This window comes from Oligella ureolytica DSM 18253 (assembly GCF_000373745.1).
Taxonomy (GTDB): domain Bacteria; phylum Pseudomonadota; class Gammaproteobacteria; order Burkholderiales; family Burkholderiaceae_B; genus Oligella; species Oligella ureolytica.
In genome coordinates this window covers 1-16345 of sequence record NZ_KB892346.1, presented here as the reverse complement: position 1 = coordinate 16345, position 16345 = coordinate 1, and the positions used below count along the sequence as shown (strand labels likewise).

Below are 16345 nucleotides of genomic sequence, written 5' to 3'. Positions count from 1 at the left end.
ACTAAAAACCTCATTTGCTAAAAAGCAAAAAAAATCGGTTGGCAACTTAGATAGTACCAACCGATTATAACGACTCTTCTTATCAAATCTATGTCAAGTGTGAGACGATTTAGAAGCGGATAGGAGGTCCGCCCGTCGGATTAAATGACTCGATTGTTTGTTGTAATGGATCTCGACGAGGTTGAATGGGTGTGAAGCGCTGACCGTCGCTACCGATGAAGCTGCCGCTATCTGTTGTTGACCCTTTTTTGGTTCCGAGATTAACGAAGGCTTTGCCTTTTGGAAACTCATCATAGTAAAAGTTACCGTCCATGCTCGTTAATCCATCGGGTACTGGGCCCGCAGACTCTTCAGGCACACCCTTGAGGGCAGTTTGCATATATTCAATCCAGATAGGCATGGCTAATTGACCACCGGTCGCGTTGCTACCTAGGGAGCGTGGTTGGTCGTAACCCATCCAGGCAATACCTACTAAATTAGGGGTGTAGCCTGCATACCATGCGTCAAACGATTGGTTGGTGGTGCCGGTTTTGCCGTGGAGATCCTTGCGCCCCAAGGTGCTGCTTGTACGAGCAGCGGTACCTGAGGTTGCGACACCATGTAATAAGTTATTCATCAAATAGGCTGTGCGCTCGTCCAACACACGGTTGGACTCATCATCTGCTTTTTGTGGCTGAGTGCGCATAATTTCATTGCCTTCGGGATCCAGTACATAGTCAATAATGTAAGGATTAACTCGATAACCGCCATTAGCAAATACTGCATAAGCGCCCGCCATTTGTAATGGTGTCACACTACCGGCACCAAGGGCCATGGTTAAATAGGCACTTTTTTGTGGTTGACGACGAATATCAAAACCAAAACGGGCAATGTAATCACGGGCAAAGTCAGCGCCCACTGCTTCCAGTACACGAATAGAAATCATATTACGCGACTGATATAAACCGCGACGCATGGTTTGACTTTCGGTGTACCGACCGCCATAGTTCTTAGGATGCCAAGGTGCTGAGCCGGTTTGTTTGGCAGTTAGCACAAAGGGCTGATCCGAAATATGGGTCTCAGGCGTGATGCCTCGCTCTAAACCTGCCGCGTAGACAAAAGGCTTAAAGGTGGAACCCGGCTGACGCCACGCTTGGGTCACACGGTTAAAGTCGCCTCGATTGAAGTTAAAGCCACCGATCATTGAGCGAATAGCACCATCGTTGGCATCTAAAGCAACAAAGGCACCTTCGACAGCGGGTTGGTTAACAATAGACCAACCGTCTTTGCCGAAACGCTGAATATACACAATGGAGCCACGTAAAATAGGCTCGGCATTGTTTGGTTTAGGTGGAAGCGCACGACGAGCATTGTTTAGTTCGTCGCCTGTCAATTCAATGACCTCACCAACGCGGCGCATTAGTGTCACTTTGTCGGCAGCAGAAGAAAGGACAACGGCGACCAATAAATCATCGTCATTTGGGTGCTCTTTACGAATGTCGTAGAGAATTCTTTCCATTGCCTCATCATCTTTTTCAATCCCTTCGGCTAGCTCAACTTCGCCTTCAGGGCCGGGATAGGGGCGATTACGCGTAAATTGCATAATATTTTTGCGTAAGGCATGGTAAGCAGCTGCTTGATCTTTGGAGTCAACGGTGGTGTATACATTAAGACCTCGGCCATAGACATTGTCTTTATAGGTTAAGTACATCAATTGGCGTGCTAACTCTGCGACATATTGGCCTTGGCGTTGGACTTGGGTGATACGTGAAGCTTCTTCACTTTCGATCTCGTGAAGAGAACGCGTGGTGATTTCTTCTGCCTTGGCCTCATCATATTCTTCTTGGGTAATAAAACCTAAGCTCAGCATACGCCCTAAGACATAATGTTGACGATCTAAAGCACCCTGCAGATTTGTACGTGGGTTATTAACAGATGGTGCTTTTGGGATGCCGGCTAACACAGCGGCTTCGCCTAAGGTCACCTCGGATAAAGGTTTGGCGAAGTAGGTGCGCGCAGCGACCGAGAAACCATAGGAACGATGACCAAGATAGATTTGGTTCATATAGAGCTCTAGAATTTGATCTTTGCTAAGATTTTCTTCGATCTTATATGTCAATAAAAGCTCATAAAACTTACGTAAGTAGGACTTTTCTGAACTTAAGTAGAAGTTACGCGCTACCTGCATCGTAATGGTACTGGCGCCTTGAGCACGGCCACCAGAGGAGACATTGGCTAACGCAGCACGTATGACACCTCGCCAATCAACGCCGGAGTGCTCGTAGAAGTTGTCATCTTCGGCGGCTAATATAGCTAGTTTCATATGCTCCGGGAACTCATCAATGCGGAGGACATTGCGTCTCTCTTCGCCATATTCGGCGATAAGAATCTTGTCAGCTGTGTAGATACGTAAGGGAACGCGCGGACGATAATCCGTCATTGCGGTGAGATTGGGCAAGTTTGGCCAGACGGAACTGACGACTAGGGTGCCGAAAATCAGACCACATACCGCCAAACCCAAACCAAAAAATAGGGTTTTAACAAAAAAACGGCTAATGAAAGAACCGAATCCGGAAGTTTTAGGAGATTGCTTTTTTTGACTCATGAGTAATTAATGCGCTTAGAAGCGACGTGAGAAGCTATGTACAATGCTGCTAATTTAAGCTTAGCCCCTAGTTTAGCGTTAAAATAACGACAAAGACAGCGGGAAATGTGTAAAATTTGCCTAAAGTGTAAATATTTACTAACTATAAATTATATTAAATTTTTGAAAATACAATGAATATCACTGTAGCACCCGGTGATTTACCTGAAAAGAACATCATAATCCTGATCGGTATGATGGGTGCCGGTAAAACAACGGTTGGTCGTGCTCTGGCCAAAAAATTAGGGCGTAAGTTTGTTGATCTGGACCATGCCATTGTCGAGCGCTGCGGTGTAGATATTCCCACCATCTTCGACATCGAAGGTGAGGAAGGGTTCCGTAAACGCGAAAATGAAGTGTTGCGGGACGTGCTTCTTGAGGGTGATATGATCTTAGCAACAGGCGGTGGGGCCGTGTTATATCCACAAAATCGCGAATTGATGAGGCAGTGTGGGCAGGTTTTTTACCTCAGAGTAGGGGTTGATGAATTATATCGACGCGTGGCTCGTGATAAAAACCGTCCGTTATTAGCCACACCAAACCCTAAACAGCGTTTAACTGAGCTGCTTGCAGAGCGTCGTTCGATTTATGAGGGAGCAGCGGATTATATTATTGATTCAACAGGGGACTCACAGAGTGTCGTTGTTGAACAGATTATTAACTTATTAGCCAAAAGAGACGATAAATGAGTATTGTGCGAGTAAATGTACCTGGTGGTAGTTACCCAATTCAAATTGGTAAAAATATTCTTCGGCAACTTGGTACGTCCATTCCCCCTGATGCGAGCGCCATTGTTGTCTTGAGTAATCCTACGGTGCGTGCGCTCCATGGTGATGCCGCGCTCAATGCATTAAAGGTTACCGGGAAGGACATTTATCATTTTGATATTCCGGATGGTGAGCAATACAAAAACTTAGACACGCTTAATTCAGTTTTTACTTTTATGCTGGAAAATAAGCTGGATCGTAAATCGGTATTGGTTGCGCTTGGCGGGGGCGTGGTCGGTGATTTAGGCGGTTTTGCTGCTGCCACCTTTATGCGCGGTATTCGTTTTATACAGGTACCAACGACGCTTCTGGCTCAGGTCGATTCGTCGGTCGGTGGTAAAACAGCTGTAAACCATCCTCTAGGTAAGAACCTGATTGGTGCTTTTTATCAGCCGATCGCTGTCGATATTGATATTGATGTGCTAAAGACACTTCCTCAGCGGGAGATATCTGCCGGTCTAGCCGAAGTGATCAAATACGGTTTGATTATGGATAGCGAGTTCTTTGATTGGTGTGAGGAATTTGCAGATGAGCTTATTGCGTTGGAGCCGGAAGCGATTACTTACGCTATTCATCGTTCATGTGAGTTAAAAGCGCAAGTGGTTGAAGAGGATGAAAAAGAGTCAAATCGACGCATGATTTTAAACTTTGGACATACCTTTGCACACGCGATTGAAAATGGCATAGGCTATGGAGAATGGTTGCATGGTGAGGCGGTTGGCTGCGGTATGGTGCAGGCGGCAGAGCTCTCAGCCTTAGTTACTCAGTTTCCCAAAGAGGATGTTGAACGTGTGCGCGCCTTAGTTGAAAAAATCGGTTGTCCTACCGTTGCGCCTACCTTGGGCGGTAATGATAAATGGTTTGAAACCATGAAGCTGGACAAAAAAGCGACTGCCGGTAAGATCAAGTTTGTTGTTTTAGATAAAATTGGTCAAGCCAAGGTCCAGGGGGCTCCTCAAGAGCTGGTGTCGTTGGTTCTAAAAAATACCACGTCGGCGGACGTCGAGACGACGTCTACAAGCACTGCCTCGGAAGTGCCTAAAACAGTTAAGGCTGCAGCGCCGGAAGTTGTCGAGAGCACCGTCGTTGATAGTGCTGAGGTTGCCGCTGAAATGGCCAGACGTGCGCAAATGGCAAGAGATGCCGGGGCGGGTACAGGTCGTACCGGCGGTATTTACGGCGTTGATGGTAAAAGGCCTGACTCTGATGACTGATTCGATGATTTGCGTTGCCAATTTAGCTTCTTATGCGAGTCATCCTGAGGCGTCACGTGGGCGTACTTACGCTGAAGAAAGCGATCCTAAGCGTAATCCTTATCAGCGTGATAGGGATCGCATTATTCATTGCCATTCATTTAGACGGTTAGAGTATAAGACCCAGGTTTTTGTAAATCATGAAGGCGACTTATTTAGAACCCGCTTAACTCATAGTCTTGAAGTTGCGCAGATCGGTCGAGCGTTGGCACGCAACTTATTGATTAATGAGGATTTAGTTGAGGCGATTTGTTTAGCGCATGATTTGGGGCATACGCCTTTCGGCCATGCAGGGCAAGATGCGCTAAATGACTATATGCGCGAGCACTTGCCTGAAGAGGTCGGTGGCTTTGAGCATAATTTACAAAGTTTACGGATGGTTGATGAGCTAGAAGAGCGCTATGCGGATTTTAACGGTCTCAATTTAACCTTTGAGACACGTAGCGGTATCTTGAAGCATTGCTCTTTAAAAAACGCACGAGACTTGGGTGAGGTAGGTCAGCGCTTTCTTGACCGCACACAACCGTCACTTGAGGCCCAACTAGCTAATTTAGCTGATGAAATTGCGTATAACAATCATGATATTGATGATGGTTTGCGCTCAGGGTTGATAAACTTAGATCAGTTAAGTCGGGTTGAGATTTTTTCCCAACATCATGCGGATGTGAAGCAGAAGTATCCGACATTAGGGGGTAAGCGTTTAATTTCAGAGACCATTAGGCGGATGATTAATACCCTCATTACAAATGTCACTGAGTACACCCTAAGTCAAATCAATGAGCATCGGGTTAAAACGCCTGAAGACGTTGCTAACGCGCCGGTACTGGTGGCTTTTTCACCGGAGATGCGCGGATTACAAGATGAGTTAAAGCAGTTTCTTTTGCAAAACCTCTATAGGCACTATAAAGTGATGCGTATGGCAGTCAAGTCACGTCGCGTGATTCATGAGTTATTTGATGCTTTTTTAGATGAGCCGCGATTGCTGCCGCCGGATCATCGCTTCAAAGATGCTAATCGTCAGGCTCGCGGGATTGCCGATTATATTGCCGGCATGACAGATCGTTATGCGATTAAAGAGCACCGACGGATATATAAGATTTAAAGACGGTTTATTCAATTAAAGAAGCCAGAGCATACGGATATACGCTCTGGCTTCTTTGTCTGTAACTTGCGATGAAACTTATTAAGCAGAAATGTGCTTATCAAGTAAGCCGCTTTCAATGGCTTCAGCTAGTTCTTGACGTACTTCCTCGCGGCTTTTGGCAACGCTGCTTTCTTGCGTGTAGTTAGCAGGGTAAACATCTTTAGCTAGACGACCACTTTCGGTGACGACGGTATAGCCGTTGTTAATTGCTTCTACTAGTTCCGCTTTAACTTGCGCACGTGTCACTGGCGCTGTATCTGCAGCGATCGCTTGACCGGCAAAAAGAGTTGAAAAAGCAATAGCGATAGCAGAAATTTGCGTACGTTTCATTTTATTCATCCTTTAAATAATTTCATGTATTTGTCGTTCGGGAGAGGAACTCCTTATTGAGTTGTTTCCTCTTCCCTATCGATGTAACTACTTTAACAAAGCTATTTAGATGAATAAATGGCGATTAAATTAATATATTATTCCAAAAATAGAAATAATTAGAAGGTGATGAATTTTTGTGAATTTTTTATGACAATCTACGTGGAGCTTAATATCAAAAGGACAGTGGGATCTCTACACCATCCGGCATCACATATTCTGCCATGCGGCGGCGCGATAGCTCCCAGTGCTCTCGGATAAGTTCAGCAGCAGCATCTGCATCGTGATTAGCAATGGCATTGATAATCTGATCGTGCTGTTGTACCGCTTTTTCCATATCGCTTTTCATGTCGTCAGTCGTTGGTGAGCGGTAGAAGGTATTGCCTAAGCGAGCGTGATCTATCAGTAACCTTCTGAGGCTGGGCATTAAATACGCATTTCGTGCAATTTTTCCTATTTCAAAGTGAAAAAGGTCGTTGTAATGTACACGTTCTATCGTGTCATTGCGTTCCATTGCATCTTTGAAATTGTTTTGAATCGCCTGCAAGTTTTCAATATCTGCTGGTGTGGCGTGAGTTGCGGCCAGTTGTGTGGTGGCTATGTAGATAAGAGGAGCTGCTTGGAAGAAGCTGCGCATTGACTGATAATTCATCGATGACACGCGCGCCGGTCGGTTAGCTTCTAATTCAATATAGCCTTCTGCTGCTAACTCCCGCATCAACTCCCGAACAGGCGGACGGGAAAGACCAAACTCTTTGCTAAGACTCAATTCATCAATGACGCCACCTGGAGGTAACTCCATACTGATAATACGGCGACGCAGCGTCTCTTCCAACAGTGTTTTTCTATCAGGAGAGGCGCTAGGGTCCACTTGTTCTTTGGCGCGAGCATCTGCTTGTTTATTAGGTTTGTTCACAGTCATTTTTGTCTCTACATGATAATGGCAAGACTATAGCATTTAAGGATTTTATCGTGTTATTTCTTTAAGTAGGGGGCCAAATACTTCCCTGTGTAGCTGTCAGGGTGCTTAGCAATTTCTTCAGGGGTGCCTTCAGCAACCACTTGACCACCTCCGCTACCGCCTTCTGGACCCATATCGATAATCCAGTCGGCCGTTTTGATAAGGTCGAGATTGTGCTCAATAATCACCATGGAGTTACCGGCTTCAACCAGACGGTTTAAGACATCTAATAGCAGTTCAATATCAGCAAAGTGTAAACCGGTTGTCGGTTCATCTAAAACATAGAGCGTTTTGCCCGTACTGCGTTTGGACAGTTCTAAAGACAGTTTAATGCGTTGCGCCTCACCGCCTGACAGTGTGGTCGCGCTTTGGCCTAGACGAACGTAGCCCAAGCCTACTTCATTGAGCGTTTGGAGGCGTCGTTGAATTGCCGGTACGGCAGAGAAGTGCTCGAGGGCGTGTTCAACAGTGAGTTCCAGTACCTCATGAATTGTTAAGCCACGATAGCGAATTTCCAGCGTTTCGCGGTTATAACGTTTGCCATGACAAATGTCACACGGTACATAAACATCAGGTAGAAAGTGCATTTCTACTTTAATCACGCCATCGCCTTGACAGTGTTCACAGCGACCACCTTTGACGTTAAAAGAAAAACGGCCGGCATCATAGCCGCGTGCGCGAGCTTCCGGTGTGCCGGCAAAGAGCTCGCGAATGGGTGTGAAAAGGCCGGTATAGGTTGCCGGGTTGCTACGCGGTGTGCGGCCGATCGGACTCTGGTCAACCGTAATGATCTTGTCAAGATGCTCTAAACCGCTAATTGATTTATAAGGGGCTGATTCGCTGTGGGCTCGATTTAATTTACGAGCCAAAACGGCCGCTAAGGTGTCATTAATGAGCGTGGACTTACCGGAACCCGAAACGCCGGTGATACAGACAAAGCGTTGTAACGGCAGATGTAAATCGACATTTTTTAAATTATTACCGGTAGCACCGCTAAGATGCAACCACGGTAGGGGTCCCAGCGGGTTAACCGGGCGGCGAGTCGGTAAAGCAATTTTTTTAGCGCCACTCAGATATTGGCCTGTTAAGGAGAGTGGGTCTTTTTGTAGCTCAGTCGGTGTCTCGCTCGCTATTATTTGACCGCCATGCTCGCCGGCGCCCGGACCGATATCGACAACCCAGTCTGAGGCACGGATCATATCCTCATCGTGCTCAACCACAATGACGGTATTGCCCAGATTACGTAGATGGATAAGGGTATTGATTAAACGATCGTTATCGCGTTGATGTAGACCGATTGATGGCTCATCCAGTACGTACAAGACGCCACTTAAGCCGGATCCGATTTGGCTGGCTAAGCGGATACGCTGCGCCTCACCGCCGGAGATAGTATTGGCTTTGCGATCTAAAGAGAGATAATTTAAACCAACGTCATTTAGAAAGCGTAAACGGGATTGGATGGCTAACACAATGGGTTGAGCAATATCGGCTTTCGCCCCGTCTAGTGTCAGATCCTCAAACCAAGACTGAGCGTGCCGTAGGGAGAGGTGGCTAATGTCACCAATGGTGTATCCCGGTAATTGCTCACCGGCGTTTGCGTGAGCACTGCCTTCGATGACATCACCCACCCTAACATAGCGAACCTCTTCGCGTAATCGTGAACCTTCGCAAGATGGACAGAGAATTGTTGAGCGTAACTGATTTAATTCCTCTCGTACGGCATTAGAGTCAGTCTCTTCCCAGCGACGCTGTAGATTGGGCAGTACGCCTTCAAAAGTATGGCGTTTGATCGTGCTTTTCCCTTTGTCATTAAAATAAACAAAGTCAATTTCGGTGTCACCGGAGCCGTAGAGAATGATCTGTTGAATTTCTTTGGGGAGTTGCGCCCATGGCAGCTCTAAATCAAAGTCATAATGTGTAGCAAGGCTATTAAGCAGTGCCATACTAAAAAGATTACGACGGTCCCAGCCTTTAATCGCTCCATTGAGTAAGCTCAAGTCGTCACTGATAATGACTTTTTCCGGGTCAAATACCTGCACCATACCCATCCCATCACAGCTCGGACATGCACCTTCAGGGCTATTGAAACTGAACATCTTAGGCTCTAGGACGGGCAATTGGTAATCACAATGAGCGCAGGCATAGCGTCTGGAAAACGCATGATCTTGTGCTTGCTCCATATCGACAACCAGCACGCGATCATTGGCTGCTTCAAGTGCCGTTTCAATACTGTCGGCAAGGCGCTGCTTTTGCTCTTCACGTACGCGCAGTCGGTCAATGACTAATTCTATTTGACTGGTGTTTGCCGGCAAGTCACTCGGTAATTGGTCTAACTCATAGAGCTCCCCGGCGATACGCACACGAATAAAGCCCTGAGCTTGTAAGCTTTGGACTAGGCTGAGTAACGACTGATCGGGCGCAGGTACAATAGGCGCTAGAATCATAATGCGTGACTCAGCCGGTAGCTGAAGTACGAAATCAACAATTTGTGATACAGAAAAAGCCTGTAAAGGTTCTTTGTGTGTGGGGCAGTAGGGAGTGCCGACACGAGCAAATAATAAGCGTAAATAGTCGCTAATTTCAGTAATGGTACCAACGGTTGAGCGAGGATTATGACTAACCGACTTTTGCTCAATGGCAATCGCAGGAGAAAGACCTTCAATCAAATCGACGTCCGGTTTGTCCATGACTTGTAAAAACTGGCGAGCATAGGTTGACAAGCTTTCAACATAACGCCTTTGCCCCTCGGCATATAGCGTATCAAAGGCAAGTGAAGACTTGCCTGAGCCCGAGAGCCCGGTAAGAATCACTAATTTATTTCTAGGTAAATCTAAATCGATATTTTTTAAATTATGTGTACGTGCGCCGCGAATGCGAATCACGTTATTTGAGTTGCCTAGATAATGCTGCTCGTCTGAGGGGGATTGATTACTCATCTACTTTACTAACGGGGATTAATGTGAACCCTTTACTATAACCCAGACTAGCAAGCCGCGATGGTTAAGAGCTGTACTTGTTAAATGACACCGTTAAAAAATCGGGCTCAATGATATAATAAAACGATCATGACGATTTATCTTAGTCCCTTTATGCTCAGCCTTCAGCGCTCAGCCTTTTTTAAAAGAGCCTAAATGAGTACTCAAACAAGCCACAAAACAAAACTTAAATTAACCCCATTAGAGCGCAAAGCCAGTGCTACGCTAGCCCTGCTGTTTGCTGTTCGTATGTTGGGGCTGTTTTTACTGACGCCGGTATTCGCAGATGCTGCAAAAACCTTAGTTCAGGGGGATAATCCCCTCATGATTGGTATTGCCATTGGTGCGTATGGGTTGACCCAATCAGTGATGCAGATTCCGATGGGGATTTTATCTGATCGCTTTGGGCGCCGTTCGGTGGTCATTTTCGGGATGGCGTTATTTGTTATCGGCGGTATTATCTGTGCGTTAGCGCCCAGCGTTACGTGGGTAGCGATTGGTCGTGGTGTGCAGGGGTTTGGCGCGGTCTCCGCGGCCATTACAGCATGGGTTTCTGATGCGACACGCCCGGAGGTGCGCTCGCGTGCGATGGCTATGGTCGGAGCGTCTATCGGACTCAGCTTTGCCGTATCGATGGTGATGGCACCTTTAGTAGTGGAGTGGTTTGAGCTGTCGGGCTTATTTTGGACTATCAGCTTGCTAGGTTTCTTGTGCTTATTGTTAGCGGTTTGGATAGTGCCGGTCGTGCCACAGGAATATCAGGCGATTAATTGCTCATTGACCATGTTTGATGTTTTTCGCTCCAAAGATTTGTGGTTATTGAACCTGTCCGTGTTTAGTTTACACTTTGTGTTGATGGCCATTTTTGTAGTGATCCCGCCTGTCTTAGTTCGTTTGGGTGATATGAGTATTGGCGATTTATGGCGAGTTTATCTACCGGTCATTGTGGTGTCACTGATCTTTATGATTCCTGCTGTGATGATGACCGAGAAAAAGCGTAAGCACAAAGAAGCGATCGGACTGACGTTATTGGGTATTATCATCTCACTTGGCATCATGATCTCGGGTATGTACAGTTTGGTGATGCTGGTGTTTGCTTTATTGCTATACTTTATCCCCTTTAATATATTAGAGGCGCTTTTACCATCTGCCGTATCTCGTACATGCCCGCCCGCACAAAAGGGTTTGGCGTTAGGAGTGTTTAATATGACCCAAGCTTTAGGTGTCGCGACCGGTGGTTTTTTTGGCGGCTTCATGGCGGCCAACTATGGCAGTATCAGCGTTTTTATTATGGCCATGGTTTTATGTGCTATCGCTTACCTTGCCACTCGTCGAGTACAAATCAATTTTGTACAATAGCCAAATAAAAAGAGTTAAAGAGGGCGCTTGCTAAGCAGTCGCCGGTCGTATTAAGCGATGGATAAAGTCGATCACTGATTGACGGATTAATTAAAATATTTTAAGGATTTGAGAGCATGTCAGTTAATAAAGTAATTCTTGTCGGACGTTTAGGAGCCGATCCCGAGTCGCGTGCCACGCCGGGTGGCCTTCAGGTCAGTAACTTACGAGTTGCTACGAACCATGTAGCTTACGATAGAGATGGCAATAAAAATGAGAGCACGGAGTGGCATCGCGTGGTGTTCTTTGGTCGCCAAGCTGAGGTGTGTGAGCAGTACTTACGTAAAGGCAGTCAGGTTTACGTTGAAGGTCGCTTGCGTACTAATAAATACACCGATCGTGACGGTATCGAGCGCTATGCAACCGAAGTGGTTGGTGAGCGTATGCAGATGTTAGGTGGCCGCAGCGATGACTCCGGTTTTGGCGGCAGCAGCGGCGGTGATTTTGGTCGTTATGGCGGTGATGATGGCGGCTTTGGCGGCAGTAGCGGCGGCTTTGAGGATAATAGTCGCCCAATGCCGGGCTCCGGCGGTGCTCAGCGTAGCCAAACTCCTGCTCCTCAAAAAAGAGCTCAGCCTAAACCGGTGGATTCATTTGATGACTTAGATGACGATCTGCCGTTTTAATATCGTGCCTGTTCGTCCGGCGTTTCATCTGTCTGATATCGCTCGTTAAGAGCTGATTTAGGTCAATAAAATATGCCAAAGTAAAAAACTCCAAGTCGATTGCTTGGAGTTTTTTTTCGATCTGAAGTAGGGGCAGGAGTGTTTGTAATTTTGTTTAAGTCCCTTCACAGCTACTCGACACCGTCATCTTATTTGTTTAAGATAAAATTTCCTTTTATCATGATGAGAGCGTCACGATGAGCATTTCCCCTGAAGCAAAAGAAGTGATCGATTTTTGGTTAGACGAAGAAACCCAGCCTTTTTGGTTTGATGTATCAGAAGGTTTTGACCAAGACTTGCGGGCTCGTTTTGGCTCCACACTTAAGCAGGCAGCACAGGGCGAGTTGTATTGGTGGCGTCAGTCTGCTTTAGGTCGAGTGGCAGAAATTATCGTATTGGATCAGTTTTCACGTAATATTTTTCGCGGTACGTCTAAAGCCTTTCAACAAGACCCGATGGCGTTGACCTTAGCTCAGACACTGATCGATATGCCTGATGAGTATCACTCCCTCGATCCGTCGCTACAGAAATGGGCGCTTATGCCGTATATGCATTCGGAATCACCACTGATTCACGAAGAGGGCCTGAGGCTATTTACTGAGTTAGGAGACTCGGTTTCCTTGGAGTTTGAAATTATGCATAAAGAAATAATTGATCGCTTTGGGCGCTATCCGCATCGTAATACGATATTAGGTCGCGAATCGTCAGCTGAGGAATTAGCCTTTTTAGAAGAGCCTAACTCCTCGTTCTAGCTTATTATTTTAGTAAATCATACTGCCAAGGTAGTCTCTAACCGCTACCTTGGGGTTCAGGCCATTTTCTAAGATAATCCAAAGTAGTAAACGTGCTTTTTTAGGGCTTAAAAAGCCACCCATGATGGCGCCGTGATTTTGTAAGTCGATCTCACCACCCGGGTAGCCGTAGGTAGCAAAGCTAGTGGATCCAGAACCGGTTCCCGTGCATATAATGACTGCTTTTAGTTTGGCCCATTTGGCGATCCATTGGGCTGTCAATGTGCTGACATGGCCGGCACCCACTCCCGCAAAAATAATTCCATCAAATTTTTCACCGAGCGGATCTAATATATCTTGTTGGCTAAGTAATTCAGTATGTTCATCTAAATGATTGAGCCATAGCAAGACAGTTTTAGTCGTAGCTGCAGGTCTTGCGAAGGTCATACGTTTAGGGGGAGCGGAAAAATAAAGCGCTCGACCCTCAACAATTGTCCCGGCCGGGCCGACATCGGACACAAAGGCGGCTAAGCTCAGACTATGCTTTTTTTGAACCCAGCGAGCATAATGAATTTGCTCATTCATGACAACCAAAACACCGCGACCTCGGCTATTGTTGCTTGCAGCCACTTGAATGGCATTGAGTAAATTAGCCGGACCATCCGCCGCTACGGCCGTTGCGCCACGCATTGCCCCCATCAAAATCAGAGGCTCCTCGTGAACCCAGAGCAAATCCAGTAAAAATGCACTTTCTTCTAAGGTATCAGTCCCTTGGCTGAGTATGACACCCGCCGCACCGGCGGCAACTTGTTGCTCAGCCCAATCCAAAGCAGCTAAGAGATCGCTTCGTTTGAGGTGAATGCTGGCGACTTGATTGAGAGCGCTTGCCTGCACAGTGGCAAATTGACTGACGCCGGGGATAGAAGAGATGAGTTCGGAAGCGGAGAGTGTGGGAATAATACCGTCCTGCCCATGCGCTTGCGTCATGCTTATCGTGCCGCCTAAAGAACCTATAGCGATCGTTGGTAAATGATTATTTGACATATTTCCCCCTTAGTTTGTATTTATTAGGCTATTGGCGCCATTGTTCAACGTAGTTTAGCAAGTTTAGAGAAGAGGTTGAAGTGGCTGCAGTGGGGGGATTGTGATCTGAAGTAGCTGGAGAAAAGAGCGTGTCTAAGAGGTAATTTTCATCGTTTGTTTTTGATATATGCTAATAGCTTCTAGTTATAAGAAGTCTATAATAAAACAAAACAACAATACACAGCTTGTGGTTCAGTTACGTAAGTCTTTAGAGAGGAGGTATTTAATTCTTTCATTTTGATTTACTTATGGAAGTGAGTTTAATCAATTTATTTTATTCTTGAGGAGGAGATTGGTATGGTGTTTATGCCAAAGAAGATGGCTAACGCATTGTTACTTATGAGCGGTGTACTAGCAGTTGCTACTGCTACCGGTGCGGAGGTCGATCAAGCCGTGTTAGACCGCGGCAAAGAAGTATCAGCGCTTTGTATAGCCTGTCATATGGAGTCCGGTTCGGGCTCAAGTATCGAGGGCTTTGAATATAGACCTCGACTGACAGGGATGAATCCGGACTATATGATTCATCAAATTCAATCATTTAGAGATGGCACACGCGTTAATGCCAGCATGAAGCCTTTTGCTGACTTATTGACGGATGAGCAAATGCATGATGTCAGTCATTATTATGCTTCATTACCTGCTGTTAAAGCAGATGATTTTGAAGTAATAGTGAGTGATGATGTCTTAGCTCATGGTAAGAAATTAATTTATAAAGGTGATTGGGACCGCTATATTCCAGCTTGTGTGGCCTGTCATGGCGTAGACGCTTATGGCATTGGTGTCAGTTTTCCTAATATTAATGGTCAAAATCCTGCCTATCTTAAAAAAGCGATTAACGACTGGAAGGAAGAGATTCGTTCTAACGATCCTCTTGAGTTAATGTCGCGTGTTGCAAAGCGTTTAACTGAAAAAGATATAGAAGCAGTAGCCGCCTATTTGGCGTCTCAGCCTGCTGTTAAAGAGGATTAGGGAGGCCAAAAATGAAGAAAATATTTGTCATATTGAGTATGAGCTTGGGTTTAGCATTAACCAGTCCCGCTGCCGCTCAACTTACTAAAATGGGCGCTGATCTGACAGAAGAAGATCGTCAGATGCTCAAACAGCTTTTACCTGGTTTCCCGGAGCCAAAGGATGGTCAGTTAATACATATCCCGCCAACTATGGAAGATTTAGATGCGGCCGATATGAACGAAAACCTGAAAGAGGTGATTCGCTACGGCTACGATCTCTTCGTGGATACGCAGCAGTTACGCGGCAAAAATGTCTTTAATGATATGAATTGCTCAAGTTGTCACGTAGGTGCTGGTTCGCGACCTTTTGCGGGTCCGGTCTGGCCTGCTTTAGTTACATTACCCGATTATCGTGGTAAAAATGGTCATGTCAACAACTTCGAAGAGCGAATTGCCGGTTGCTTTACTTATTCTATGAATGGTAAACCACCTGCTTATGGCAGTGATGAAATGGTGGCTTTAACAGCCTATCATCAGTGGTTAGCCAAGGGGGTGCCGGTTTATCCTGATGCACCAATCTACGGTCGCGGCTACCCAAGACCTGAACCTCTGCCGGAGGGTAGAGAGCCTGATCGTATCCGCGGTAAGGAGCTGTATGCTCAGAATTGTGCTGTTTGCCATGGCCAAGACGGTCAGGGGCAATTTACGGGTGAAAAGGCTGTGTTTCCACCAGTTTGGGGCGATGGCTCTTATAACTGGGGTGCCGGTATTTCTCGAGTATTTACCTTAGCCGGCTTTATTAAGTACAACATGCCCTTGGGTGCTGCGCCATTAATCAATGATGAGGATGCATGGGATATCGCTGCCTATGTGGATAGTCAGGAGCGTCCACAAGACCCTCGCTATACGGGTGATATGGCTGAAACTCTAGCGCTTTACGCTGATACGTTCCATCAACATACTTATTATGGGAAAGAGGTAGATGGTAAGGTGCTCGCTGATCATGATAATGTTGGCTATAAGGATTTTTTAAAGCCCGATGTGTTGAAGCCTCGTTATTTTGGTAAAAAACCAGACACGGCGTTAGATGAGTAAGAAATAACTGATGAAGTTAAAAGCTCCCTCTTGGATATGATGAACTGACCCCATAAAGTTGGACGGTTAGTTTTTATAAGGAGGACTGATTTCTGTATTGCACAGGACTCAGCCCCTTTAGTTTTGTACTTACTCTTTCATGATTATAGTAGTAAATATACTCATGAATCCGTTTCTCTAACTGTTCAATGCTAGTAAATTTTTCACGATAGAACAATTCACATTTAAGTGTACCGAAGAAGCTCTCAATTACCGCATTATCCAAGCAATTTCCCTTTCTCGACATGCTTTGCGTAAAGCCATGGCTCGCTAGTGTTTGCTGATAGCTGTC

Annotated in this window: 13 protein-coding genes and 1 pseudogene; 8 read left to right on the top strand and 6 right to left on the bottom strand. The window is 46.0% G+C overall.

The features are described 5' to 3' along the window. Nucleotides 1-109 precede the first annotated feature (109 nt). Nucleotides 110-2584, bottom strand: coding sequence for a penicillin-binding protein 1A (locus tag B092_RS0111885; RefSeq protein ID WP_018575452.1), 2475 nt, complete (start codon nucleotides 2582-2584; stop codon nucleotides 110-112). Between the two features lie 173 nt (nucleotides 2585-2757). On the opposite strand from B092_RS0111885, the gene B092_RS16060 reads away from it, so the two are divergent. The 3 genes and pseudogenes from B092_RS16060 to B092_RS0111870 all read left to right on the top strand — a co-directional run bounded on the left by B092_RS16060 (nucleotide 2758) and on the right by B092_RS0111870 (nucleotide 5745). After that, a complete protein-coding gene (locus tag B092_RS16060; protein ID WP_018575451.1) occupies nucleotides 2758-3312 on the top strand; it encodes a shikimate kinase in 555 nt (184 codons plus the stop codon). Continuing rightward, nucleotides 3309-4382, top strand: a pseudogene (aroB, locus tag B092_RS0111875) (3-dehydroquinate synthase); the annotation flags it as partial. The gene B092_RS16060 and the pseudogene aroB, both read left to right, overlap by 4 nt. A 214-nt stretch (nucleotides 4383-4596) precedes the next feature. After that, nucleotides 4597-5745: a deoxyguanosinetriphosphate triphosphohydrolase gene (locus tag B092_RS0111870; RefSeq protein ID WP_018575449.1), complete on the top strand. Its 1149-nt coding sequence runs from the start codon at nucleotides 4597-4599 to the stop codon at nucleotides 5743-5745. 81 nt (nucleotides 5746-5826) lie between these two features. On the opposite strand, the gene B092_RS14440 is transcribed toward B092_RS0111870, so the two are convergent. The 3 genes from B092_RS14440 to uvrA form a co-directional block, all read right to left on the bottom strand. Continuing rightward, nucleotides 5827-6117 carry a DUF4148 domain-containing protein gene (locus tag B092_RS14440; RefSeq protein WP_018575448.1) on the bottom strand — a complete coding sequence of 97 codons (291 nt, stop codon included), beginning with the start codon at nucleotides 6115-6117 and terminating at the stop codon, nucleotides 5827-5829. Between the two features lie 214 nt (nucleotides 6118-6331). Beyond that, nucleotides 6332-7078 carry a GntR family transcriptional regulator gene (locus tag B092_RS0111860; RefSeq protein WP_018575447.1) on the bottom strand — a complete coding sequence of 249 codons (747 nt, stop codon included), beginning with the start codon at nucleotides 7076-7078 and terminating at the stop codon, nucleotides 6332-6334. A gap of 53 nt (nucleotides 7079-7131) precedes the next feature. After that, on the bottom strand, nucleotides 7132-10053 hold the full coding sequence (gene uvrA, locus B092_RS0111855; protein ID WP_018575446.1) for an excinuclease ABC subunit UvrA: 2922 nt from the start codon (nucleotides 10051-10053) through the stop codon (nucleotides 7132-7134). Nucleotides 10054-10248: 195 nt separating this feature from the next. Here uvrA and B092_RS0111850 point away from each other — a divergent pair, with 195 nt between their 5' ends. From B092_RS0111850 to B092_RS0111840, 3 genes are all read left to right on the top strand, one after another. Further along, nucleotides 10249-11451 carry an MFS transporter gene (locus B092_RS0111850; RefSeq protein ID WP_018575445.1) on the top strand — a complete coding sequence of 401 codons (1203 nt, stop codon included), beginning with the start codon at nucleotides 10249-10251 and terminating at the stop codon, nucleotides 11449-11451. A 116-nt stretch (nucleotides 11452-11567) separates the two neighbouring features. Next, complete coding sequence (locus B092_RS0111845; protein WP_018575444.1) at nucleotides 11568-12116, top strand: single-stranded DNA-binding protein; 549 nt, start codon at nucleotides 11568-11570, stop codon at nucleotides 12114-12116. 236 nt (nucleotides 12117-12352) lie between these two features. After that, nucleotides 12353-12907 carry a DUF924 family protein gene (locus B092_RS0111840; protein ID WP_018575443.1) on the top strand — a complete coding sequence of 185 codons (555 nt, stop codon included), beginning with the start codon at nucleotides 12353-12355 and terminating at the stop codon, nucleotides 12905-12907. 9 nt (nucleotides 12908-12916) lie between these two features. On the opposite strand, the gene B092_RS0111835 is transcribed toward B092_RS0111840, so the two are convergent. Next, nucleotides 12917-13930: an asparaginase gene (locus B092_RS0111835; RefSeq protein WP_018575442.1), complete on the bottom strand. Its 1014-nt coding sequence runs from the start codon at nucleotides 13928-13930 to the stop codon at nucleotides 12917-12919. 336 nt (nucleotides 13931-14266) lie between these two features. On the opposite strand from B092_RS0111835, the gene B092_RS0111830 reads away from it, so the two are divergent. Together B092_RS0111830 and B092_RS0111825 are read left to right on the top strand one after the other, a co-directional pair. Next, the gene (locus B092_RS0111830; RefSeq protein ID WP_018575441.1) at nucleotides 14267-14938 is read left to right on the top strand and encodes a c-type cytochrome; all 672 of its coding nucleotides are present in this window, start codon (nucleotides 14267-14269) and stop codon (nucleotides 14936-14938) included. Between the two features lie 11 nt (nucleotides 14939-14949). Next, nucleotides 14950-16014 carry a c-type cytochrome gene (locus B092_RS0111825; RefSeq protein ID WP_197933403.1) on the top strand — a complete coding sequence of 355 codons (1065 nt, stop codon included), beginning with the start codon at nucleotides 14950-14952 and terminating at the stop codon, nucleotides 16012-16014. Nucleotides 16015-16087: 73 nt separating this feature from the next. On the opposite strand, the gene B092_RS0111820 is transcribed toward B092_RS0111825, so the two are convergent. Beyond that, nucleotides 16088-16345, bottom strand: a 258-nt coding sequence (locus B092_RS0111820) for an IS3 family transposase (RefSeq protein WP_018574987.1), incomplete at its 5' end; no start/stop codon positions are given.

Bases quoted from the DNA above. Each gene is read 5' to 3' on its own strand.
- B092_RS0111885 (WP_018575452.1), bottom strand. From the start codon at position 2,584: ATGAGTCAAAAAAAGCAATCTCCTAAAACTTCCGGATTCGGTTCTTTC.
- B092_RS16060 (WP_018575451.1), top strand. From the start codon at position 2,758: ATGAATATCACTGTAGCACCCGGTGATTTACCTGAAAAGAACATCATA.
- B092_RS0111870 (WP_018575449.1), top strand. From the start codon at position 4,597: ATGACTGATTCGATGATTTGCGTTGCCAATTTAGCTTCTTATGCGAGT.
- B092_RS14440 (WP_018575448.1), bottom strand. From the start codon at position 6,117: ATGAAACGTACGCAAATTTCTGCTATCGCTATTGCTTTTTCAACTCTT.
- B092_RS0111860 (WP_018575447.1), bottom strand. From the start codon at position 7,078: ATGACTGTGAACAAACCTAATAAACAAGCAGATGCTCGCGCCAAAGAA.
- uvrA (WP_018575446.1), bottom strand. From the start codon at position 10,053: ATGAGTAATCAATCCCCCTCAGACGAGCAGCATTATCTAGGCAACTCA.
- B092_RS0111850 (WP_018575445.1), top strand. From the start codon at position 10,249: ATGAGTACTCAAACAAGCCACAAAACAAAACTTAAATTAACCCCATTA.
- B092_RS0111845 (WP_018575444.1), top strand. From the start codon at position 11,568: ATGTCAGTTAATAAAGTAATTCTTGTCGGACGTTTAGGAGCCGATCCC.
- B092_RS0111840 (WP_018575443.1), top strand. From the start codon at position 12,353: ATGAGCATTTCCCCTGAAGCAAAAGAAGTGATCGATTTTTGGTTAGAC.
- B092_RS0111835 (WP_018575442.1), bottom strand. From the start codon at position 13,930: ATGTCAAATAATCATTTACCAACGATCGCTATAGGTTCTTTAGGCGGC.
- B092_RS0111830 (WP_018575441.1), top strand. From the start codon at position 14,267: ATGGTGTTTATGCCAAAGAAGATGGCTAACGCATTGTTACTTATGAGC.
- B092_RS0111825 (WP_197933403.1), top strand. From the start codon at position 14,950: ATGAAGAAAATATTTGTCATATTGAGTATGAGCTTGGGTTTAGCATTA.